Source organism: Serratia sp. NCCP-200 (assembly GCF_059697885.1).
This window is the reverse complement of the sequence record NZ_BAAKUJ010000004.1, coordinates 136,767-155,741: the sequence shown is the minus strand read 5'-3', so window position 1 is coordinate 155,741 and position 18,975 is coordinate 136,767. Positions and strand designations below refer to the sequence as shown.

The 18,975-nt window shown below is 54.7% G+C and carries 17 protein-coding genes; 6 read left to right on the top strand and 11 right to left on the bottom strand.

Going from position 1 to position 18,975, the window contains the following annotated elements:
• Window positions 1–117: 117 nt before the first annotated feature.
• From dkgA to yqhD, 3 genes are all read right to left on the bottom strand, one after another.
• Complete coding sequence (gene dkgA, locus AC6HVW_RS15165) at window positions 118–933, bottom strand: 2,5-didehydrogluconate reductase DkgA (RefSeq protein ID WP_021179533.1); 816 nt, start codon at window positions 931–933, stop codon at window positions 118–120.
• An 87-nt stretch (window positions 934–1,020) separates the two neighbouring features.
• A complete protein-coding gene (gene ahr, locus AC6HVW_RS15160) occupies window positions 1,021–2,067 on the bottom strand; it encodes an NADPH-dependent aldehyde reductase Ahr (protein ID WP_071682091.1) in 1,047 nt (348 codons plus the stop codon).
• Window positions 2,068–2,223: 156 nt separating this feature from the next.
• Window positions 2,224–3,387: an alcohol dehydrogenase gene (yqhD, locus tag AC6HVW_RS15155; RefSeq protein ID WP_497569517.1), complete on the bottom strand. Its 1,164-nt coding sequence runs from the start codon at window positions 3,385–3,387 to the stop codon at window positions 2,224–2,226.
• A 221-nt stretch (window positions 3,388–3,608) separates the two neighbouring features.
• Between yqhD and AC6HVW_RS15150 the strand changes: the two genes are divergently transcribed.
• Entirely contained in the window at window positions 3,609–4,493 is an 885-nt protein-coding gene (locus AC6HVW_RS15150) for an AraC family transcriptional regulator (RefSeq protein WP_223501563.1), read from the top strand.
• Here the strand turns inward: AC6HVW_RS15150 and AC6HVW_RS15145 are convergent.
• Window positions 4,490–5,512 (bottom strand): zinc-dependent alcohol dehydrogenase family protein, encoded by a 1,023-nt coding sequence (locus AC6HVW_RS15145; RefSeq protein WP_497569516.1) that lies wholly within the window; start codon window positions 5,510–5,512, stop codon window positions 4,490–4,492. The two genes, AC6HVW_RS15150 and AC6HVW_RS15145, sit on opposite strands and share 4 nt — an antisense overlap.
• 105 nt (window positions 5,513–5,617) lie before the next feature.
• Here AC6HVW_RS15145 and AC6HVW_RS15140 point away from each other — a divergent pair, with 105 nt between their 5' ends.
• Window positions 5,618–6,523, top strand: a complete 906-nt coding sequence (locus AC6HVW_RS15140; RefSeq protein ID WP_497569515.1) for a LysR family transcriptional regulator — start codon at window positions 5,618–5,620, stop codon at window positions 6,521–6,523.
• Between the two features lie 14 nt (window positions 6,524–6,537).
• Here AC6HVW_RS15140 and AC6HVW_RS15135 read toward each other — a convergent pair whose 3' ends face one another.
• Window positions 6,538–7,194 carry a DedA family protein gene (locus AC6HVW_RS15135; protein WP_021806837.1) on the bottom strand — a complete coding sequence of 219 codons (657 nt, stop codon included), beginning with the start codon at window positions 7,192–7,194 and terminating at the stop codon, window positions 6,538–6,540.
• 569 nt (window positions 7,195–7,763) lie between these two features.
• Between AC6HVW_RS15135 and exbB the strand changes: the two genes are divergently transcribed.
• The 3 genes from exbB to cui all read left to right on the top strand — a co-directional run bounded on the left by exbB (window position 7,764) and on the right by cui (window position 9,964).
• The gene (gene exbB, locus AC6HVW_RS15130) at window positions 7,764–8,756 is read left to right on the top strand and encodes a tol-pal system-associated acyl-CoA thioesterase (protein WP_021179542.1); all 993 of its coding nucleotides are present in this window, start codon (window positions 7,764–7,766) and stop codon (window positions 8,754–8,756) included.
• A 3-nt stretch (window positions 8,757–8,759) separates the two neighbouring features.
• Window positions 8,760–9,182 carry a TonB system transport protein ExbD gene (gene exbD / locus AC6HVW_RS15125; RefSeq protein ID WP_071682087.1) on the top strand — a complete coding sequence of 141 codons (423 nt, stop codon included), beginning with the start codon at window positions 8,760–8,762 and terminating at the stop codon, window positions 9,180–9,182.
• Between the two features lie 257 nt (window positions 9,183–9,439).
• Entirely contained in the window at window positions 9,440–9,964 is a 525-nt protein-coding gene (gene cui / locus AC6HVW_RS15120; protein ID WP_071682086.1) for a colicin immunity protein Cui, read from the top strand.
• Between the two features lie 17 nt (window positions 9,965–9,981).
• Here cui and AC6HVW_RS15115 read toward each other — a convergent pair whose 3' ends face one another.
• Together AC6HVW_RS15115 and AC6HVW_RS15110 are read right to left on the bottom strand one after the other, a co-directional pair.
• Window positions 9,982–10,404 (bottom strand): colicin-like pore-forming protein, encoded by a 423-nt coding sequence (locus tag AC6HVW_RS15115; RefSeq protein ID WP_071682085.1) that lies wholly within the window; start codon window positions 10,402–10,404, stop codon window positions 9,982–9,984.
• Window positions 10,405–10,434: 30 nt separating this feature from the next.
• The gene (locus AC6HVW_RS15110; RefSeq protein WP_137751210.1) at window positions 10,435–10,686 is read right to left on the bottom strand and encodes a hypothetical protein; all 252 of its coding nucleotides are present in this window, start codon (window positions 10,684–10,686) and stop codon (window positions 10,435–10,437) included.
• A gap of 641 nt (window positions 10,687–11,327) precedes the next feature.
• Between AC6HVW_RS15110 and AC6HVW_RS15105 the strand changes: the two genes are divergently transcribed.
• The gene (locus AC6HVW_RS15105) at window positions 11,328–13,517 is read left to right on the top strand and encodes a TonB-dependent siderophore receptor (RefSeq protein ID WP_071682083.1); all 2,190 of its coding nucleotides are present in this window, start codon (window positions 11,328–11,330) and stop codon (window positions 13,515–13,517) included.
• A 42-nt stretch (window positions 13,518–13,559) separates the two neighbouring features.
• Here the strand turns inward: AC6HVW_RS15105 and AC6HVW_RS15100 are convergent, their stop codons facing one another.
• From AC6HVW_RS15100 to AC6HVW_RS15085, 4 genes are all read right to left on the bottom strand, one after another.
• The gene (locus AC6HVW_RS15100; RefSeq protein ID WP_223664677.1) at window positions 13,560–14,378 is read right to left on the bottom strand and encodes a shikimate 5-dehydrogenase; all 819 of its coding nucleotides are present in this window, start codon (window positions 14,376–14,378) and stop codon (window positions 13,560–13,562) included.
• Between the two features lie 119 nt (window positions 14,379–14,497).
• Complete coding sequence (gene abgT, locus AC6HVW_RS15095) at window positions 14,498–16,024, bottom strand: p-aminobenzoyl-glutamate transporter (RefSeq protein WP_071682081.1); 1,527 nt, start codon at window positions 16,022–16,024, stop codon at window positions 14,498–14,500.
• A gap of 91 nt (window positions 16,025–16,115) precedes the next feature.
• The gene (locus AC6HVW_RS15090) at window positions 16,116–17,567 is read right to left on the bottom strand and encodes a M20 family metallopeptidase (RefSeq protein WP_186485967.1); all 1,452 of its coding nucleotides are present in this window, start codon (window positions 17,565–17,567) and stop codon (window positions 16,116–16,118) included.
• Complete coding sequence (locus AC6HVW_RS15085) at window positions 17,564–18,880, bottom strand: M20 family metallo-hydrolase (RefSeq protein WP_497569514.1); 1,317 nt, start codon at window positions 18,878–18,880, stop codon at window positions 17,564–17,566. The genes AC6HVW_RS15090 and AC6HVW_RS15085 overlap by 4 nt, the downstream gene beginning before the upstream one ends.
• Window positions 18,881–18,975 lie beyond the last annotated feature (95 nt).

Genomic DNA, 18,975 nt, shown 5'->3' with positions numbered 1-18,975 from the left:
GGATCGCTGCGCCATATCATAGCGCCAGTGACCGATAAGATCTTGGGTTAAAAGCCAATTAACGCGAGAGGCTGCCAACAATAAAGCAACGGGGCCGACAGTGCGACCCCGTGATGTTTACAGAGAGTCTGGATCCGGCCCCAGGCGGTTACCGATATCCAGCTTGGTGATTTCGCCCAGTTCGTCCTTATCCAGTTTGAAATCAAACACCTCAAAGTTTTCACGAATGCGCGCGGGCGTAACCGATTTCGGGATCACGATCAGGCCGCTGTCCAGATGCCAGCGCACGACGATCTGTGCCGGCGTCTTGTTGTACTTCTCCGCCAGCTTTTTGATGAGAGGTTGATCAAAGACGCCTTCACCCCCTTGCGCCAATGGGCTCCAGGATTCGGTGGCGATGTGATGAGTCGCGTTCCAGGCGCGCAGCTGTCGCTGTTGCAGCAGCGGGTGCAGTTCGATCTGGTTGATCACCGGCGCGACGCTGGTTTCATCCAGCAGACGTTGCAGATGTGGTGTGTGGAAGTTACAGACGCCGATGCTTTTCACCAGCCCTTGCTCACGCAGTTTGATCAAGCCGCGCCAGGCTTCGACATACTGATCCTGTGCCGGTTTCGGCCAGTGGATCAGGTAGAGATCGACGTAATCCAGCTTCAGCTTTTTCAGGCTGGTTTCCAGCGCTGCCTGCGGATCACCCTGATCGTCGTTCCACAGCTTGGTGGTGATAAACAGCTCTTCACGTGGGATCGCGGTGGCTTGCAGCGCGGCACCCACCCCTTCCTCGTTTTTGTAGATCGCGGCGGTATCGATGGAGCGATAGCCGACCTCCAGCGCCTTGGTGACGGCCTGCGTGGTTTCTTCAATGCTGGCTTGCCATACGCCGAGTCCCAACTGCGGCATCAGATTACCATCGTGGAGTTTGATGATGGGTTGCATGCGCTATCTCCTTATGACTGCTTTCAGGCCAAAGCCTGCTTACATGAATTTTAGTTCGCCACCTCAGTGCTTGCCGAGTTTGCGAGCTCAAGCGTGCATATCCAGTACTATACGATAACGGGCCTTGCCCGCTTCAAGATGCGCGATGGCATCGTTGACCTTGCTCAGCGGGAAATGCTCCACCTGCGGCTCAATGCCATGCCGGGCGCAGAACGCCAGCATATCGGCCAGGCGTGAAGGGGCACCGGTAGGTGAAGCGGAAAGTTCAGCCTGTTTGCTGATAAACGAGAATACCTGAACCGGCACCGGGTCGGGGATCGCCCCAACGAAGTGCAGGCGGCCTTTCGGGGCCAAGGTGCCGATAAAGGCATCCCAATCTAAAGAGGCACTGGCGGTGACCAGAATAAAGTCGAGCTGATTGGCGATGGCCTGTAATGCGGTGCCGTCATTGCTGGCCACCACGCGGTGTGCACCCAACGAAAGCGCTTCGTCACGTTTGCTGTTGGACGAGGTGAAGGCGGTGACTTCACAGCCCCAGGCATGCATAAAGCGGATCGCCATGTGGCCCAGGCCGCCGATACCGACCACGCCAACGCGCTGTGTCGGGCGGACATCGTACTGCAATAGCGGGTTGAACACCGTGATCCCGCCGCAGAACAGCGGCCCGGCGCTGGTCACGTCAACGCCTTCCGGCAGTGGGATCGCCCAGGCCCAGTGGCTGCGGATGCGATCGGCAAAACCGCCGTGGCGACCAATGATGGTAGGTTGTACCTCGTTGCACAGATGCTGATCGCCAGACATACAGGGGTGGCAGTGCATACAACTGCCGCGGTTCCAGCCAACGCCCACCACCTGGCCAATCTTCAGCCCTTTGTTCTGCGCATGGGCACCGAGCTTGGTGACTTTGCCCACCACCTCATGGCCAGGCACGAACGGATAGTGGGTCATGCCCCATTCATTATTGAGCATGGAGAGGTCGGAGTGGCAGACGCCACAGTAGTCGATAGCAACTTCAATTTCTTCGTCGCCTAATGCACCGGCGTCGAAGGTAAAGGGTTCAAGCGGCTGTCCCTGGCCGGGCGCGGCCCAGGCACGAATGCTATTGTCAGATACGGAGCTGGATTGGTTCGCCATAAAATTCTCCCATGAGTTAACGAGACGATGTTATGCGACGCGATCGAAAGCGCGGACAAGGCGCACAACCGTGCCCGATGATCGGTCGGGCACGGTAAGTAGAAACTAAAGCCTAGCAGGAAACTGTGATGTTGCGATGAAATCGTGCGCCAGCAATTAGCGTGCCGCTTGATAAATGCGTTGGCTGACTTCCAGCGTAATGTCCCCATGCTCGCCCAGAGCGGTCATGCCGTGCTGGTGCAACTTGTCGAGCAGCGCAGGGATGGAGCTACCGTCGAGTTGATAATCAGACAGGCGGGTTGGCACGCCCATTTGCTCAAAGAAGGCACGGGTGGCGGCAATCGCGCCGTCGATACGGCTTTCTTCGGAACCCTCACGCAGACCCCAGACGCGATCGGCGTACTGCAGCAGTTTTTCGCACTTCTGGGCTTGTTTCTCTACCAGCAAAGCAGGCAGGACGACGGCCAGGGTTTGCGCATGATCCAGACCGTGCATGGCGGTCAGCTCATGGCCCAGCATATGCGTTGCCCAGTCTTGCGGCACACCGGCACCGATCAGGCCGTTCAGCGCCATGGTGGCACTCCACATCACGTTGGCACGTACCGCATAGTTTTCCGGTTCGGCCAGCGCACGTGGGCCATCTTCCAGCAGCGTTAACAGCAGGCCTTCGGCAAAGCGATCCTGCACCTTGGCATCGACCGGATAAGTCAGGTATTGCTCAATGGTGTGGACAAAGGCGTCCACTACGCCGTTGGCGATCTGGCGCGGCGGCAGTGAATAAGTCACCACCGGATCAAGCACGGCGAACAGAGGCTGCACCAACGGGGAGAAGAAGTGCTGTTTGTCGCCGCTGCTCTTACGGGTGATCACCGCGCCGCTGTTGGATTCGGAGCCGGTCGCTGGCAAGGTCAGCACGCAACCCATCGGTACTGCGCTGACGATCTCGCTGCCCACGGTTTTCAGGATATGCCAAGGATCGCGATCGGCCTGGTAGTCGGCCGCTGCCGCGATGAATTTGGTGCCATCAACCACTGAACCGCCGCCGACCGCCAGCAGGAAGTCGATCTTTTCTGCCCGCACGATTTCCACCGCTTTCATCAGGGTTTCATAGGTCGGGTTAGGTTCGATACCGGAGAACTCCTGCACGTTGCGGCCAGCCAGCGCGGCATAGACCTGATCCAGCACGCCGTTGTTCTTCACGCTGCCACCGCCGTAGGTGATCAGAATGCGGGCGTCTGCCGGGATTTGTTTGCCTAATTCGGCAATCTGGTTTTTACCGAACAGGATTTTGGTTGGGGTGTGGAGGATGAAGTTTTGCATTATCGTATTCTCTTTTCGCGTCAGGGAAGCGCCAGCGGCGCAAAATAACTGGGGTCTATTGTCGGCAACCTGGCACGATCGCACAATGCACATTCCTGTCGGTGTCTTGCCTATTCCTACACTACACTGTAGAAAATGCATGTTTATGGTTATTATCCGTGTCGAATTATTCAGACGACCAGAGGGGCTTGCTGATGGAGAACGTTGAACTACGTAGCCGTATGGCGCGCCAGGCGATGCGCTTTGCCACTGCCAAAGGCTATAGCCCAACGCCCGTACCCATGGTGAAGGTGCTGTATTCCGACGAATATTACCCGCGCCAGCCGGTGATGTATGAGCCAGGCATTGTCATCATCTTTCAGGGTCACAAGGTGGGCTACTGTGGCAGCAAGGTGTTTCAGTACGATCCGCGCAATTACCTGCTGATGACGGTGTCGCTGCCGTTTGAGTGTGAAACCTTTGCCAGTCCGGAACAGCCGCTGGTGGGGCTGGCGGTCAATATCGACACCCAGATGCTTCAGGATCTGCTGATCGATATCGGTGATGACGATTACCTGATGCAGCCCAGGGGTGAAAGCTGCGGCGTTAACCTCTCGGTGCTTAGCGATGAAATGCTGTGCGCCACCGAACGTCTGTTGGACGTGATGGAGAAACCGTTGGATGCGCGAGTGCTGGGGCCACAGATCGTGCGTGAGCTGCTTTATTACGTGCTGCGTGGCAGCTGTGGTGCTTCGTTGCAGGAGCTGGTTAACCGGCATACCCATTTCAGCCAGATCGCCAAGGCGTTACGGCGGATTGAAAACCAGTATGCCGAGAACCTCAACGTCGAACAGTTGGCGTATGAAGTGAACATGAGCGTGTCGGCGTTTCACCATAACTTTAAGGCGGTGACCAACACCTCGCCGCTGCAATATGTGAAGTCGTATCGCCTACACAAGGCGCGTTTGCTGATGTTGCATGACGGTCTTAAGGCCAGCACGGCGGCGATCCGCGTGGGCTACGAGAGCGCTTCGCAGTTCAGCCGCGAGTTTAAGCGGCTGTTTGGCATTACGCCGAGCGATGAAATCGCCCGGCTGCGGGACAACAGCGCCATCATGCAGGGTTAGCGCGCTAGGACGATTTTGCCGAACGGGCCGCGATCGAGGTGATCGAGCGCCGCGGGTAGCTGATCGAAACGGTAACGCTGGTCGATGACGGGCTTGATGCCGTTGGCGTCGACGGCGCGAACCAGATCTTCCAATGCGCGGCGATGGCCGACGGCAATCCCCTGGATCTGTGGCGACTTCAGCAACAGCAGGCCTGCGGGGATGGCGATCTCCGCGCCTTCCAGCATGCCGATCACGGAAATACGCCCGTGGATCGCCACCGCACGTAGGGAGTTGAGCAGATTGCTGCCACCCACGGTTTCGACAATATGATCGATACCGCGATCCTGCGTCAGTTGATAGATCGAGTCCACCCAATCCCCTTGCAGGCGATGAATGCCGTGATCGGCCCCTAACGCCTTGGCTCGTAGTAGTTTCTCTTCGCTGCCGGAGGTGATAAAGACCTGCGCTCCGTGGGCTTTGGCAATCTGTAGCGCGAACAGGGCAACACCACCGGTGCCTTGCACCAATACCGATTCACCGGCACGCAAATGGCCGCGTTCTGCTAAGGCGAACCAGGCCGTCAGCCCGGCGCAGGGCAGGGTACTGGCTTGGGCATCGTCTAATGTAGTAGGTGACGCGCTCAGCCAGCTCTCATCAACCACCACGTATTCCGCCAGCATCCCTTGATAAGTACCGCCTGATGCACGATAAGGCGGAATGCGGGCATCACCGTCGGGTTTTCCGTCGATCCAGTCTGGGCTAAAGGTAGAGATCACCCGATCGCCAGGGCGAAAACGCGTGCTGCCGCTTCCCACCGCGTCTACCACGCCAGCCATATCCGAGGCAGGGGTAAACGGCAGCGGCAGATCCAACGGCATGGTGCCTTCTATCACCATCTTATCGCGGTAGTTCAGCGCCACGGCGTTCACTTTCACCCGAACCTGATGTGGGCCCGGCTGTGGAATGGCGCTCTCGGTTAATTGCAGATGCTCACGCCCTATGGCGTTCATCGTCCAACGTTGCATGGTATTGGCCATGTAGTGCTCCTGATGGGGTGAAGATATTCACAGATAATAACGTTGATTTAAAATCACCAGTGGCGATAATTTTTCCCAAGATTGTTTCCTAAAAGGCTACAAAAGATGAACGACCGATTAAGCGGCATCTCGGTATTGGTCAGCGTGGTGGAGGCGGGCAGCTTTGCGCTGGCGGCCAACAGGCTGCATCTTTCCCGTTCGGCGGTGGGTAAAACTATCGCCCGGCTGGAACAACGGCTGGGCGTGCGGTTGTTTCACCGCACTACCCGCAGCCTGAATCTGACTGACGATGGCGCGCTGTTCTATGAGCGTTGTTTACGGGCGTTGGAGGAGATCCGCGTCGCAGAGAACCTGTTGGAAAGCGGTAAGCGGCAGGTCAGTGGCCGGTTGCGGGTCTCGATGCCGGTGCTGATTGGCCGCCTGTGTATCGCGCCGGTGCTTACCGCATTGGCGCGTGAGCATCCAGGATTGGAACTCGATCTTTCATTTAGCGATCGGGTGGTGGATGTGGCTGAGGAGGGATTCGATCTGGCGGTGCGTAACGGCCCATTGCCAGACAGTGCCGGGCTGGTGGCTAGAAGGCTAGGGGATAACCGTATGACCCTATGCGCCTCGCCGGATTATCTGGCTCGCTGTGGTACGCCGAACAGCGTTGAGGAGCTGTTCCAGCACGATGCCATCGCTTATCGCTACGCCGCAATGATACGTAGCTGGTTGATCCCGTTGGCCGACGGCACAATGCGAGACGTGATGCCGAAAACCCGCTTGTTGATGGATGATTTGCAGGCGATTGCCGACGCGGCGGTGGCCGGGTTTGGTATTGCCTGGCTGCCATGCTGGCTAATCCGTGATGCCTTGCTGGAAGGTCGATTACAGCAGGTATTGGGGGAGGTACCGGGGAAAGACTTTGAAGTGCATGCCGTCTGGCCGCTTACGCCGCATTTACCCTTGAAAGTGCGGCTGGCGGTGGATGCGCTGGTCAGCCACCTGCCCGCGAGGATGGCGCTATAGCCGCGCCACCCGATTCAGGAAGCGCGTTTTTTACGCCAAACGACCAGCATCACGCCCAGCAGCCCAACGACCAACAGCACCATCGGCAGGATCATCAGCCCGGCCATCACCTGATCTTCGTGGCGTTTCACCAGCGGGATTTGGCTAAAGGCATAGCCTAGCGTGACTACCGAGCCTACCCACAGCAAGCCGCTGAGCCAGTTAAAGATTTGAAAACGGGCGCTATTGAGGCCCGAGATACCGGCCATGGTTGGCAGCAGGGTACGTACGAAGGCCAGGAAACGGCCAATCAGTAAAGCGACCAGGCCGTGGCGGTTAAACAGCATGTGCGCGCGCTGGTGGTATTGCGCCGGTAGCTGTAGCAACCAGCCTTTCACCACCGAGGTATGGCCAAGCCATCGCCCTTGCAGATAGCTGAGCCAACAGCCAAGGCTGGCGGCGACCGTCAGAATAATCAGCGTGGGGATAAAGTTCATCACGCCTTTGGCGATCAAGGCACCGGCCAACAGCAGTAAGCTATCTCCGGGCAGGAAGGAAGCGGGCAACAAACCGTTTTCCAAAAACAAGGTGGTAAAAAGGACGGCATAAACCACCCAAATCACGCTGGGATCGGCAAGTGCAGTAAAGTCTTGCGTCCACAGTGCGTGAACAATTTCTCTTAATACATCCATTCTTTATCCTGGGGTGCCTGGGCTGACTTTCTATAGGCTACCGTGCTGTTATAGCCATGCTCACCGGTAAATATAGGCCACACACGGCGGTGAGGCCCTTGAGCACCATATAGTGTACCGCTATTAGCTTAAGCGGACATTAAACAGAGCATAGAAAATGTGGCAAAGGCCGTAAAACTCGGAAAAAGTACAGGCGACCGTCGGTATGGCCAAGTAAAAACGCTGTAAAACCTTGTACCTTGCTGTGTGATTTTATCTAGCCCTTACGTAGGGGGATGCATGCCTCGCTTGCAGACGTTTTCCCGCAGTCATGGCTGAGCTATTCACACCGTTTGTGGCATGTTGGGGTAAAAATCAGCAGTTTGAGTGATGATTTTGTTAGCATTATGGGTGGGCAATGTTATGCCAAAAGACGCGCAAACCCTGATAGTGACTGGGGTTGTATCATTTTTTGCTCGTCGATGCGTAATTCTTCAAATAATAATGATAACTACTATCAATCCCTGATTGGTTTGATATGATCGCACGCTGAATTCTTCCTTAAATGTTGAAATGGGTGGAGGCACAGCGTGAAAACGGCTGGCAAAATGACAAATCAAAGTGCTCAGGGCGCAGGCCGTGGGCAATGGGGCGCATTGGGGCGCAGTGTGATCGCCTCACTGGTGTTGGTGGTGGGGTTGGCGGGCAACGCTCAGGCGGCACCGGCCACTGCACCAGCAGTCGCTGAAAGCGTTGCCGCGGCAACGACACCGGCCACACCAACAGCGGTAACCCCAGTGGCGGGTACCCCGGAAAATATCACCCCGGTTAATCCTGAACCGACCATCCAACCGCCTGAAACGCGCGGCATGGACCTTTCCGTCTGGGGCATGTATCAGCACGCCGACATCGTGGTGAAAATCGTGATGATTGGCCTGGTGCTGGCGTCTATTGTCACCTGGACTATTCTGTTTGCCAAAGGCAGCGAGCTGTTTCGTTCCAAGCGCCGTCTGCGCCGTGAGCAGTTGGCGCTGGCCGACGTGCGTTCGCTGGACGATGCCTCCGAACTGGCGCAAAGCTTCTCGCAAGAGAGCATCAGTGCGGTGCTGCTGCAAGACGCGCAGAACGAACTTGAGCTGTCGGCGGCCTCTGACGACAATAACGGTATTAAAGAGCGAACCGGTTTCCGTCTGGAACGCCGCGTAGCGGCCTACGGGCGTCAGTTGGGGCGCGGCAATGGCTTCCTGGCCACCATCGGCGCTATTTCACCGTTTGTCGGCCTGTTTGGTACCGTATGGGGCATCATGAACAGCTTTATCGGCATTGCCCATTCGCAAACCACTAACCTGGCGGTCGTTGCCCCGGGGATTGCAGAAGCCTTGCTGGCCACCGCGCTCGGTCTGGTTGCAGCTATCCCTGCGGTAGTGATCTACAACATCTTTGCTCGTGTCATCGGCGGCCACCGTGCTCAGGTGGGCGATGTGGCGGCACAGGTGCTGCTGCTGTTGGGCCGCGATCTGGATCTGGCGGCCTCGGCCGATGCCAAACGTTCGCAGCATGCGCACCAACTGCGGGTGGGGTGAGTTATGGCGATGCGCTTAAATGAAGATCTGGACGACAGCGGCGAACTGCATGAAATCAACGTGACGCCGTTTATCGACGTCATGCTGGTGCTGTTGATCATCTTTATGGTGGCTGCGCCGCTGGCAACGGTAGATATTCGTGTCGATCTGCCTGCTTCTTCCGCTAAACCGCAGCCGCGTCCGGAAAAACCGGTGTTCCTGTCGGTGAAGGCAGACAAGCAGCTGTACGTGGGCGATGAGCCTGTGACGGCGGAACAGCTGACGGCGGTGCTGGATCAACGTACGCAGGCGAATAAAGAAACCACCATCTTCTTCCAGGCGGACAAGACCGTAGATTATGAAACGCTGATGAGCGTGATGGATACGCTACGCAAATCCGGCTACCTGAAGGTGGGGCTGGTGGGGATGGAAGGCGTGGCCAAGTAACGCTTAACACCGCTGTTAAAAACATCTGAAGGGGCTGTTTAGCCCCTTTGTCTTATCTAGATACCAACCTGAAAATTCCTACGCTAATCACTGATTGCGCTTCAATAGTCTGAATGGTGCCTGTGGTATTCCGGCATTGAACATTTCTTGCAGAAATTCTGGCATGTTACAATTGATAATGATACTCTTTATCAATTGGGTGTATTCAAGAATGGTATAGAGACTAATTAGTATTAATTGCAAAATTTGGGGGCGTGATGCGGGAAGGGGAAAGCGGTATCGCTGAGCGAAAACTGTTTATGACATTAGCTGTTGGGCTATGTCCCTTGTTTTTGCTTTTCTGTTACTTTAAATTAAACCCAACTGCCCAACTATTTGAACTTGGCGTTGAGATAACTAAAATTCACCCGATAAATATATCCTCTGATAATATGTTATTAAGTTCAGTCTTAGGGGTGTATTGCAAGTTAGCGTTATTTTTTGCCTTTTACTTTGTCATTAAATACAGAAGTCATCTACGGCTTAAGCTTAGTGGTGTCGGTTTGTATTCGATAATAGTCAGATTTTTTCTCTTTTCTATCGTTTACGCTATATATATTTATATGTTTATTTTTTGCTCACTTGATGTATCACATGGAAACAGATTGCTTAAATTATTATCTTCTAATGATTATTTTCTTTTTGTCTATTACGTGATTACTTTTACTGGGATATATTTATTTACTTCACTTTTCCTATGGTTTTTGGTGAGATTCCCATCAGAGTACGCAGCCCGACGATAAGAGCGCCGGGCTTTATATCAATTTAATAAATCTATGATTTTATTGTTCAGTGTTTCGGCAAGTGACGCGTCAATAAAAGATGACGCAATGCTAATTACCAGGATGGCGGCTATTACTGGTAATACATACATTGAAAATAAAGAGAGTATTCCAGTCACTATTGCCAAGGCAACACTAGACGCTACTCCACTCAACACCATAGCTTCCACCTCTAACATCAGTGGCTTCCAATTCCCAGATTCGTAGCCCTCTATACTTTTTTCGCGTATTTTCTCAGCCTTAATCACCAGATCTGCGACTTTAAAGAATCGGCCAAAATTACTGAGCTTGTTTGCCATGTCGTTAACATTCGTATATCTCCAGGCATGAATAAGAGCATCTCTGTCTCCTTTGTTGATTTTCATACCAGGGGTTGACATGATTTTATTTAAAGATGCCATTGCATCATTAAAGTTTCTTATTCTCTTTCCTTAGAAATTTTTAATGTTATTGGCAATTTCATCAGCAGCAAGTTGGTAATTTTTACCCAAACGTTTACTGATCCCTTCTGCTGAGCTGGAAACAATGGTAGAAATGTTTAGCAAAAACGCTTTTTCTGCTTTGGCCTTTGCCTCCTTTTGTTTTTTAAGTGCCTCTTTAAATGTGCCCTTATTCATTCCACCAAATTGAGCAAATCGAGTCATGTATACTTTTTTGGCTAAAGGCATATTTCCTTTGCTCAATGCACTTCTGAGTTCTTTATAATCTTTTCCATTCTTTATATAGGGACAGTTTTTCTGTCCGCAGCGCAGGCAAATATTATTGTCTAATAACTCCTTGGTTTGGTCAGATACTGAGTTATCTCCTGCAGGCTAAACAATCATTAGATCGCCAGAGTCAATACCTGTTGTAGGCCAACCCCAAGCGCCACCGTCCCATGCTAGCCCCGGTTCTGGAGCTACTCCATTATTCCAACTGTAGGGATCGTAGCCAACAATTTCATCAATCATATGAGTTCCTCTTCTTGTTCACAATTAGGTTGAGCTCTGTATATGTGTTTATATACAGTATTGAGAATGATATTCGTTTCCAGTGAGCAACTCAATGAATGATAATGATTCTCAGTTGTGCCGTAACTGACACAAAACTGACAAGTGTTGGCTTTGCCAGCTATCCTCGCTGCTCCCTGATGTGCCGCCTGTTGCATAACCCTCGATAGCCATATTCGCCATTCTTCCGCTTAAAAAATAACCAGTCAGAAGTATGGAGAAATTGTGAATTTACGCTTTCCTGCGTTTAAGTGGTAATAATTATCATTACAATTCGCAATTACAAAAATGGTTACAATTATTATTATCTACTTTAAATAAAAGGGATTATTACGATGGTTATACCTAACAACAGCAGACTGCGACCTTGTGCGATCTTGTTGGCGGGGCTTTTCAGTAGCGGTGGGATGGCGGCAGAGGAGGTGCCAGTAGAAGACAGCGAGACCATGGTGGTGCGTGCCACTGCGGCGGAAGAACTGAAACAACAGCCCGGGGTTTCGATTATCACCGCCGAGGATATACGCAAAACGCCACCGGTCAACGACCTCTCCGACATCATCCGCAGAATGCCAGGCGTCAACCTTACCGGCAACAGCGCTAGCGGTAGCCGAGGTAATAATCGGCAGATTGATATAAGAGGAATGGGGCCGGAAAACACCTTGATCCTGATCGACGGTGTCCCGGCAACCTCACGTGATTCAGTGCGTTATAGTTGGCGTGGCGAAAGGGATACTCGTGGCGATACCAACTGGGTACCCGCAGAAATGGTTGAACGCATTGAGGTGATACGTGGCCCGGCGGCAGCCCGCTATGGTTCGGGTGCAGCTGGCGGGGTAGTTAATATCATTACCAAACGTCCAACCAAAGATTGGCATGGCACGCTTTCGCTGTTTACCAACCAGCCCGAAAACAGCAAGGAAGGGGCGACCAACCGCGCCAACTTCAGTTTAAGCGGCCCGCTGGTCAGTGACGTGCTGACCATGCGCCTGTTCGGTAACATCAATAAAACCGATGCCGATGCCTATGACATCAACACCCAGCAGAACGGTTCCTATGCCGCAGGGCGTGAAGGCGTCAGAAACAAAGATATCAATGCCTCACTCTCCTGGAGAATAGACCCGCAGCAGATCCTCGACTTTGACTATGCCTACAGCCGCCAAGGCAATATCTACGCGGGCGATACCCAATACAGCAATGGCAATCTCAGCCCAGGCGGTCTGGTGGCTTCGCTGTACGGCCAGGAAACTAACCGCCTGTATCGCCAGAGCTACGGCATTACCCATAATGGCATCTGGGACTGGGGCCAATCCCGGCTGAACTTTAACTATGAGAAAACCAACAATACCCGTCTGGCGGAGGGCACAACTGGCCGCATCGAGGGGATGATCAACGACGATACTTACAACACCAGCCGGCTGGAGAATTATCGCACCGGCGGTGAGCTGAATATCCCGCTGGATCTGCTGTTTGAGCAGAACGTCACGCTGGGTGCCGAGTGGAATCGTGAAAAGCTCAACGATCCGGCATCCATGCAGATGACCGACTCCAGTGGCATCATCATCGGCGGCGTCTCTGGCGATCCCTCCGAGCGCAGCGCTAAAAATAGCGCCGACACCAGTTCACTTTATTTTGAGGATAACATCGAGCCGCTGGCGGGAACCTTTGTGATCCCTGGGTTGCGCTTCGACTATCACAATAAATATGGCGCTAACTGGAGCCCAAGCCTGAACATTTCGCAGGAGCTTGGCGAGTATTTCAAACTGAAGGCCGGTATTGCCCGAGCCTTTAAAGCGCCAAACCTGTACCAGTCCAGCGAAGGCTATCTGTTATCCACCCGTGGTAACGGGTGCCCGAAGGACATAGTTTCAGGCAGCTGCTATCTGCTGGGGAATAACGATCTGGATCCGGAAACCAGCGTTAACAAAGAGATCGGCCTGGAATTTACCTGGGCAGGTTACGATGCAGGCATCACCTATTTCCGCAACGACTATAAAAACAAGATCGTGGCGGGCACCGAGATTGTTGGCTATGCCTCTAACGGTTACAACATCTTGCGTTGGGAAAACGGCGGTAAAGCGCTGGTCGAAGGGTTGGAGGGTAACCTGGTGGTGCCATTGGTTGAGGACATGCTCACCTGGCGCACCAACGCGACCTATATGATCACCTCCGAAAACAAGGATACCGGTAATCCTCTGTCGGTGATCCCCAAGTATACGGTGAATACCCTGCTGGATTATCAGGTCACCGATAAGCTCTCCACCAACCTGAATTGGACGATGTATGGTCGGCAAAAGCCGCGCGAATATGCGGAGATCCGTAACGAAGCCGGCACGCTTTCCACTCAGGAAGTCGGGGCTTATTCGGTGGTGGGCATTGGCGTCAATTACGATCTGATGAAGGATCTGAGCCTGAAAACCGGCGTCACCAACCTGTTCGACAAGCAGATCTACCGTGAAAACGAAGGGGCTTCGACCTACAACGAACCGGGCCGGGCCTATTACGCGGGCCTGACCCTGTCGTTCTAATCGCGGCTGGTATGACGTATCCCCTCTGGTGAGGGGATACCATTAGCCACGAGCATGTGCCGCAGCGCGAGAGATTTGCTCATCGGAAGGACGCACGCCGGTGTACAACACAAACTGCTCCAAAGCCTGTAAAGCGATCACTTCTGCACCGGTCACCACCTGCAAACCCTGCTCCCGTGCATAGCGGATCAGCGGGGTTTCTGCTGGCAGTGCAACCACGTCGAAAGCGATCTTGGCAGCCTTGATGGTGGCCGGTTCAAAGGCCAACTGCTCGGCTTCGCTACCGCCCGCCATGCCGATCGGCGTGACGTTAATCACCATCTCAACCTGCAAATCGCCTACTTCTGGCTGCCACTGATAACCATACTGCGCTGCCAGCGCCTGGCCTGCCTGTGGGTTGCGCGCAATGATATGGCCGTTCTTGAACCCTGCATCGCGCAGGGCGGCGGTCACCGCTTTGGCCATACCGCCGCTGCCACGCAGGGCAAACGAGGTGGCCGGGGGGATCTGGTATTTCGCCAGCAGTTTGGCGATGGCGATATAGTCGGTGTTATAGGCCCGCAGGAAGCCGTCGTCGTTGACGATGGTATTGACTGACTCAATTGCTGTGGCCGACGCATCCAGCTCATCAAGGAACGGAATACAGCTCTCCTTGAACGGCATGGAAACCGCACAGCCGCGAATACCCAAAGCGCGCACGCCGCCGACCGCTGCCTGAATATCTTTGGTGGTGAACGCCTTGTAGATGAAGTTCAGATCCAGTTCCTGATACAGATAGTTGTGGAAACGGGTGCCGAAATTGCCTGGCCGACCGGCCAGTGACATACACAGCTGCGTATCTTTGTTGATTTCACGACTCATAGCAGGCCCTTAGCGCATTGAAATAAGTGTCCCCACCGGCTGGCAAGCATCCGGCGGGGATAATCGGTTCAGCTTACGCCAAAAGACGGGTTATTGAGCACAATTTTTTCGGCATTGGTTTACCCCATTTTCGGGTAGATCCCAGGCCCGATAGGCAGCCCCAGCATGTACCACACCACTAGCAGCAGGGTCCAGACGGCGAAGAACACCAGCGGATAGGGCATGATCAGCACGTAGTAGGTGCCGAGTTTGGCGTCTTTCAGGTAGCGTTGCAGAAAGCCAAGGAATAGCGGCAGGAATGGCGACATCGGTGCCAGCGGCAGCACGGATGAATCCGCGATGCGGAAAATCATCTGGGCGAAGGCCGGGTGAAAGCCCAACAGCATAAACATCGGCACGAAGATCGGGGCCAGGATCGACCAGATGGCGGAGCCGCTGGCAATAAACATGCACAGGAAGGCGGACAGGAACATCAGGCCGAGGAACGCCGGTGCGCCGCTCATTCCGGCCGCCTCCAGCAGATCCGTCAGGCCGATGGCCATAAACTTGCCCATGTTGCTCCAGTTGAAGAACGCTACAAACTGCGACAGCGGGAACACCATGACGATAAAGCCCGCCATGTTCTTCATCGGCTCCACCAGCTGGTTGGGAATATCGTCCGGGCGGCGGATGCTCTTGGTGACGACGCCGTAAGTGATGGCGACGGTGAAGAAGAACAGGATGATGATCGGCACAATGCCTTTAATAAAGGGCGAGGGGATCACCGAGCCGGTTTGCGGATCGCGCAGCGGGGCACCCTCCGGCACCACCAGCGCTGCCATCACGGCGATAAATACCAGCGCGGCGATCCCGCTCATCATCAGGCCACGGTTTTGTAATGGAGTGAGCACCTCTAGCTTGTCTTCGGCGGTGCCTTGCCATTTTGGTAGCCGTGGCTCGATAAACTTATCCGTTAGCAACGCGCCGGTAATGGTCAGGACGATCACCGAGGTGGCCATAAAGTACCAGTTATCGATCACGCTGACGTGGATTGCGCCGTCAACCGCTTTGGCCGCTTCGGTACTGATGCCGGAAAGCAGCACATCGGTGGTGACAATCAGCAGGTTGGCGGTAAACCCCGAGCCGACACCGGCGATCGCCGCCAGTAGCCCGGCAATGGGGTTACGCCCGACGGCCAGGAAGATCAACGCCCCCAGCGGCGGCATGACCACCAGCGCGGCATCGGAGGAAATATGGCTGAAGAAGGCGATAAACAGCACCATATAGCTGGCGTAGCCGGCGCTGACGTGTGAGGCCATTTTGTACATCAGCGCCTGCAACAGGCCGACCTTTTCCGCCAGACCGGCACCGATCACCAGCGCCAGGATCGCCCCCAATGGCGCAAATCCGCTGAAGTTGTGGATGATATTGGGGAGGATCCATTGTATTCCCTCCACGCTCAGCAGATTTTTTACCTGGATCATCTCCCCGGTAGCCGGGTTTTTCACCACTAGGCCCAACCAGGAAATGAGCGCGGTGGCGAGCATTAACACCACGATTAAATAAACGAATAACAGGAAGGGATTGGGGATTTTATTACCGATACGTTCTATCCAGTAAAAAATACGCCCGGGGCTTTTATTGGCGGATGATGCTATCTCACTCATGATATTACCCTCTTGTCCGTCATCAGATTTTTATAGTTTTATGGGTCGCTATGGAGTCCTGGCTCGGAACGGGAGCCAGAACGGTTGGGATTTACTTCAATGGGGAAGGTTTCACCCCCGCAGGGATGGGGCATTGATAAGGCTGTTCGGCACGTTGCTGGCGGAACTCCTCGCGGCAGGCGTTCAGCAAAGCGTTATCGCTCAGTAAGGCGACGGCGGTAGCGGCCATCACTTTACCTGCCAGACACATGCCCTTATGGGCTATTGAGGTGCGGCCCTGGGCGACTAACTGCCAGGTATGCAACGGCGTCCCTAGGGCAAAGCAGGGGCTGAAGCACTGGGCCGTTGGCGTGACCCAACTGATGTCGCCGACGTCGGTAGAGCCGTACAGGATTTCTTGTGACTCCACGTAGGGAGAGACCTCGTCCATCAACACCTTATCGCCCAACTGCTTTACCCATTCCTGCCCAGCGACCCCACCGGTGCGTGAAATATTCAGTTTGGCATTGCGCAGGTCGTCCTTGCTGAGCGTTTGGCGGATCTCCGTGGCAAACCGCCGCTCTTCGTCGCTGTAATCCGGTAAGCCGAAATCGCACACGTACTGATACATCGCCTTTTCCAGGCGGCGATTGGGGACGTAGTTGGAGCAGGCTTTTTCAAAGTGCACGGTCATCTGGGTGTCGGTCATCAGCGCTGCACCTTTGGCAACGTTGACCAGGCGCTGGTAAATGTCCTGCACTTGATCGAGTTGTGGAGCTCGCACCAGGTAAAGCACTTCGGCATCGGCCTGCACTACGTTGGGGGAGCTACCGCCGGTATTGGTGACCGCATAATGCAGCCGGGCTTCCTGCACGATATGTTCACGCAAGAAGTTGGCTCCGGTGTTCATCAGCGTCACGGCATCCAGCGCGCTGCGGCCGAGATGTGGCGAGTTGGCCGCGTGAGCGGCGACGCCCTTGAAGCGGAATGCGGCCTGAATATTGGCCAGGCTGCTGGTATTGAACATGCCGCTGAAGCCTTCCGGGTGCCAGGTGAGGGCGGCATCCACATCGGCGAACAGCCCTTCACGCACCATAAATGTTTTACCAGAGCCGCCTTCTTCTCCTGGGCAGCCGTAAAAGCGTATCGTGCCGGTTAACTGTTGTTGTTCCATCCAGGCTTTAACCGCAAAGGCCCCGGCCAGTGCAGCGGTGCCGAGCAGGTTATGCCCACAGCCGTGACCATTGCCGTTTTCCACCAGCGGAGACGGAGTGGCACAGCCCGCCTGCTGGCTCAGACCGGCCAATGCATCGTATTCACCCAATAAGGCGATCACCGGATGGCCGCTACCGAAGCTGGCGATAAACGCCGTTTCAATGCCGCCAACGCCGCGTTCAACCGCAAAACCCTCTTGTTCCAAGGCGTTCGCCAGTAGCTCGGCGGAGTGGGTTTCGGTAAAGCGAGTTTCTGGGTGATCCCAGATCTCATCGCTTAAGGCACTGAAACGGGCCTGATGGCTATCGATGTAATGGTGGATAAAAGAGATCAGTTCCGGCTGTTTCATACTGCGCTCCCAAAAGTCGGTAGGTTCAGTGCCAGGGTGGCCAGCGTTTTTACCGCCACGCTGAGTACCTGCTCGTCAAAGTCGAATTTCTCGTTGTGATGCCCGGCGCTGAGTTCGCAACCGAAAATCACATAGGATGCTTGCCCACCGTGAGATTTCACCCGTTCCATCATGTAGGTGGCATCCTCTGAGCCCGCCGCCTGCTCGCGGCGATCCACCACTGAACCAAGCTCGCTGATGCTGAGCGCCTGGCGATGGATGTAATCCACCCAAGGTTGCGTCGGCTGGCTGCTTTGCGCCGCGCCCATCAGGGCGATGTCGTATTCCACCCCCTGCATGGTGGCGGCTCCTTGGATGACGTTGAGCGCCTGCTGGTAGACAAACTCGTTGATCTCATTGGTGGCACCGCGAGTCTCTACCTTCATAAAGGCGGAGTCTGCGATCACGTTGCGGCCGGTGCCCGCTTGCAACACGCCAACGTTTATACGTGAGCTGCCTTCGCTGTGACGAGGGATGGCATACAGCCCAATGCTGGCTTGAGCCGCTGCCAGCAGGGCATTGCGGCCATCCTCCGGTTTGGCACCGGCATGGGATGCCACGCCACGGAAAGTGACGTCCAGCTTGGTGGTAGCCATAAAGCTGTCGCTGCCGCACACCAGTTCCCCGGCCGGTACGTCGGTGCCGATATGCACGGCGGTAAAGAAATCGACATCATCGACCACGCCAGCTGCCACCATCGATTTGGCTCCGCGGGTACCTTCCTCGGCCGGTTGGAATATCAGCTTGATGCGGCCATGCAGCTGTGGCTCCAGGCTCTTGAATACCCGCGCCAACCCCAGGCCGATGGTGGTATGCCCATCGTGCCCGCAGGCGTGCATCATGCCGCTATTGCAGGAGGCGAAACCTTCACGGAATGGCAGATGGTCGGCATGCAGTAGTTCGTTGAGATCGAGTGCGTCCATATCGACGCGAAAGGCGATGGTGGGGCCAGGGCGGCCGGTATCCAGCGTGGCGACAATGCCGGTAAAACCACCGGAAAAGAAGGGTAGCCACTTCGCCAGGGCACCTTGTTCGATGGCTCGTTGTTCTTGCGCCGCCAGGATTTGTGCCGAGGGTAGCCCCATGCGGGCTTCAGCGTTGATCACCTCGCGGCCGAGTTGCAACTGATAACCTAATCGATCCAACTCTTCCGCCACCAGCGAAGCGGTACGGAATTCAAGCCAGCCAGATTCGGCATGGTGGTGGAAGTCACGGCGCCAGGCTTGCAGCTGCGGATACAGTTCGGTCACTAACGTTGAAAGCGGAGTGTTCATAGCAGTTTTCCATTAGTTATCACGCCTTGAATAAAATTCAGGCAGATGTGGTGCACTGACGAGGATCAGGCAATTAAATTAAAATTGAATATTTA

What these genes read in the sequence shown, in the direction of transcription:
- ahr (WP_071682091.1), bottom strand. Translation starts at nt 2,067, where the DNA reads ATGGCGAACCAATCCAGCTCCGTATCTGACAATAGCATTCGTGCCTGG.
- AC6HVW_RS15090 (WP_186485967.1), bottom strand. Translation starts at nt 17,567, where the DNA reads ATGAAACAGCCGGAACTGATCTCTTTTATCCACCATTACATCGATAGC.
- AC6HVW_RS15150 (WP_223501563.1), top strand. Translation starts at nt 3,609, where the DNA reads ATGGCGCGCCAGGCGATGCGCTTTGCCACTGCCAAAGGCTATAGCCCA.
- AC6HVW_RS15100 (WP_223664677.1), bottom strand. Translation starts at nt 14,378, where the DNA reads ATGAGTCGTGAAATCAACAAAGATACGCAGCTGTGTATGTCACTGGCC.
- cui (WP_071682086.1), top strand. Translation starts at nt 9,440, where the DNA reads ATGCGGGAAGGGGAAAGCGGTATCGCTGAGCGAAAACTGTTTATGACA.
- AC6HVW_RS15145 (WP_497569516.1), bottom strand. Translation starts at nt 5,512, where the DNA reads ATGGCCAATACCATGCAACGTTGGACGATGAACGCCATAGGGCGTGAG.
- abgT (WP_071682081.1), bottom strand. Translation starts at nt 16,024, where the DNA reads ATGAGTGAGATAGCATCATCCGCCAATAAAAGCCCCGGGCGTATTTTT.
- AC6HVW_RS15115 (WP_071682085.1), bottom strand. Translation starts at nt 10,404, where the DNA reads ATGGCATCTTTAAATAAAATCATGTCAACCCCTGGTATGAAAATCAAC.
- exbD (WP_071682087.1), top strand. Translation starts at nt 8,760, where the DNA reads ATGGCGATGCGCTTAAATGAAGATCTGGACGACAGCGGCGAACTGCAT.
- AC6HVW_RS15105 (WP_071682083.1), top strand. Translation starts at nt 11,328, where the DNA reads ATGGTTATACCTAACAACAGCAGACTGCGACCTTGTGCGATCTTGTTG.
- yqhD (WP_497569517.1), bottom strand. Translation starts at nt 3,387, where the DNA reads ATGCAAAACTTCATCCTCCACACCCCAACCAAAATCCTGTTCGGTAAA.
- AC6HVW_RS15085 (WP_497569514.1), bottom strand. Translation starts at nt 18,880, where the DNA reads ATGAACACTCCGCTTTCAACGTTAGTGACCGAACTGTATCCGCAGCTG.
- dkgA (WP_021179533.1), bottom strand. Translation starts at nt 933, where the DNA reads ATGCAACCCATCATCAAACTCCACGATGGTAATCTGATGCCGCAGTTG.
- AC6HVW_RS15140 (WP_497569515.1), top strand. Translation starts at nt 5,618, where the DNA reads ATGAACGACCGATTAAGCGGCATCTCGGTATTGGTCAGCGTGGTGGAG.
- AC6HVW_RS15135 (WP_021806837.1), bottom strand. Translation starts at nt 7,194, where the DNA reads ATGGATGTATTAAGAGAAATTGTTCACGCACTGTGGACGCAAGACTTT.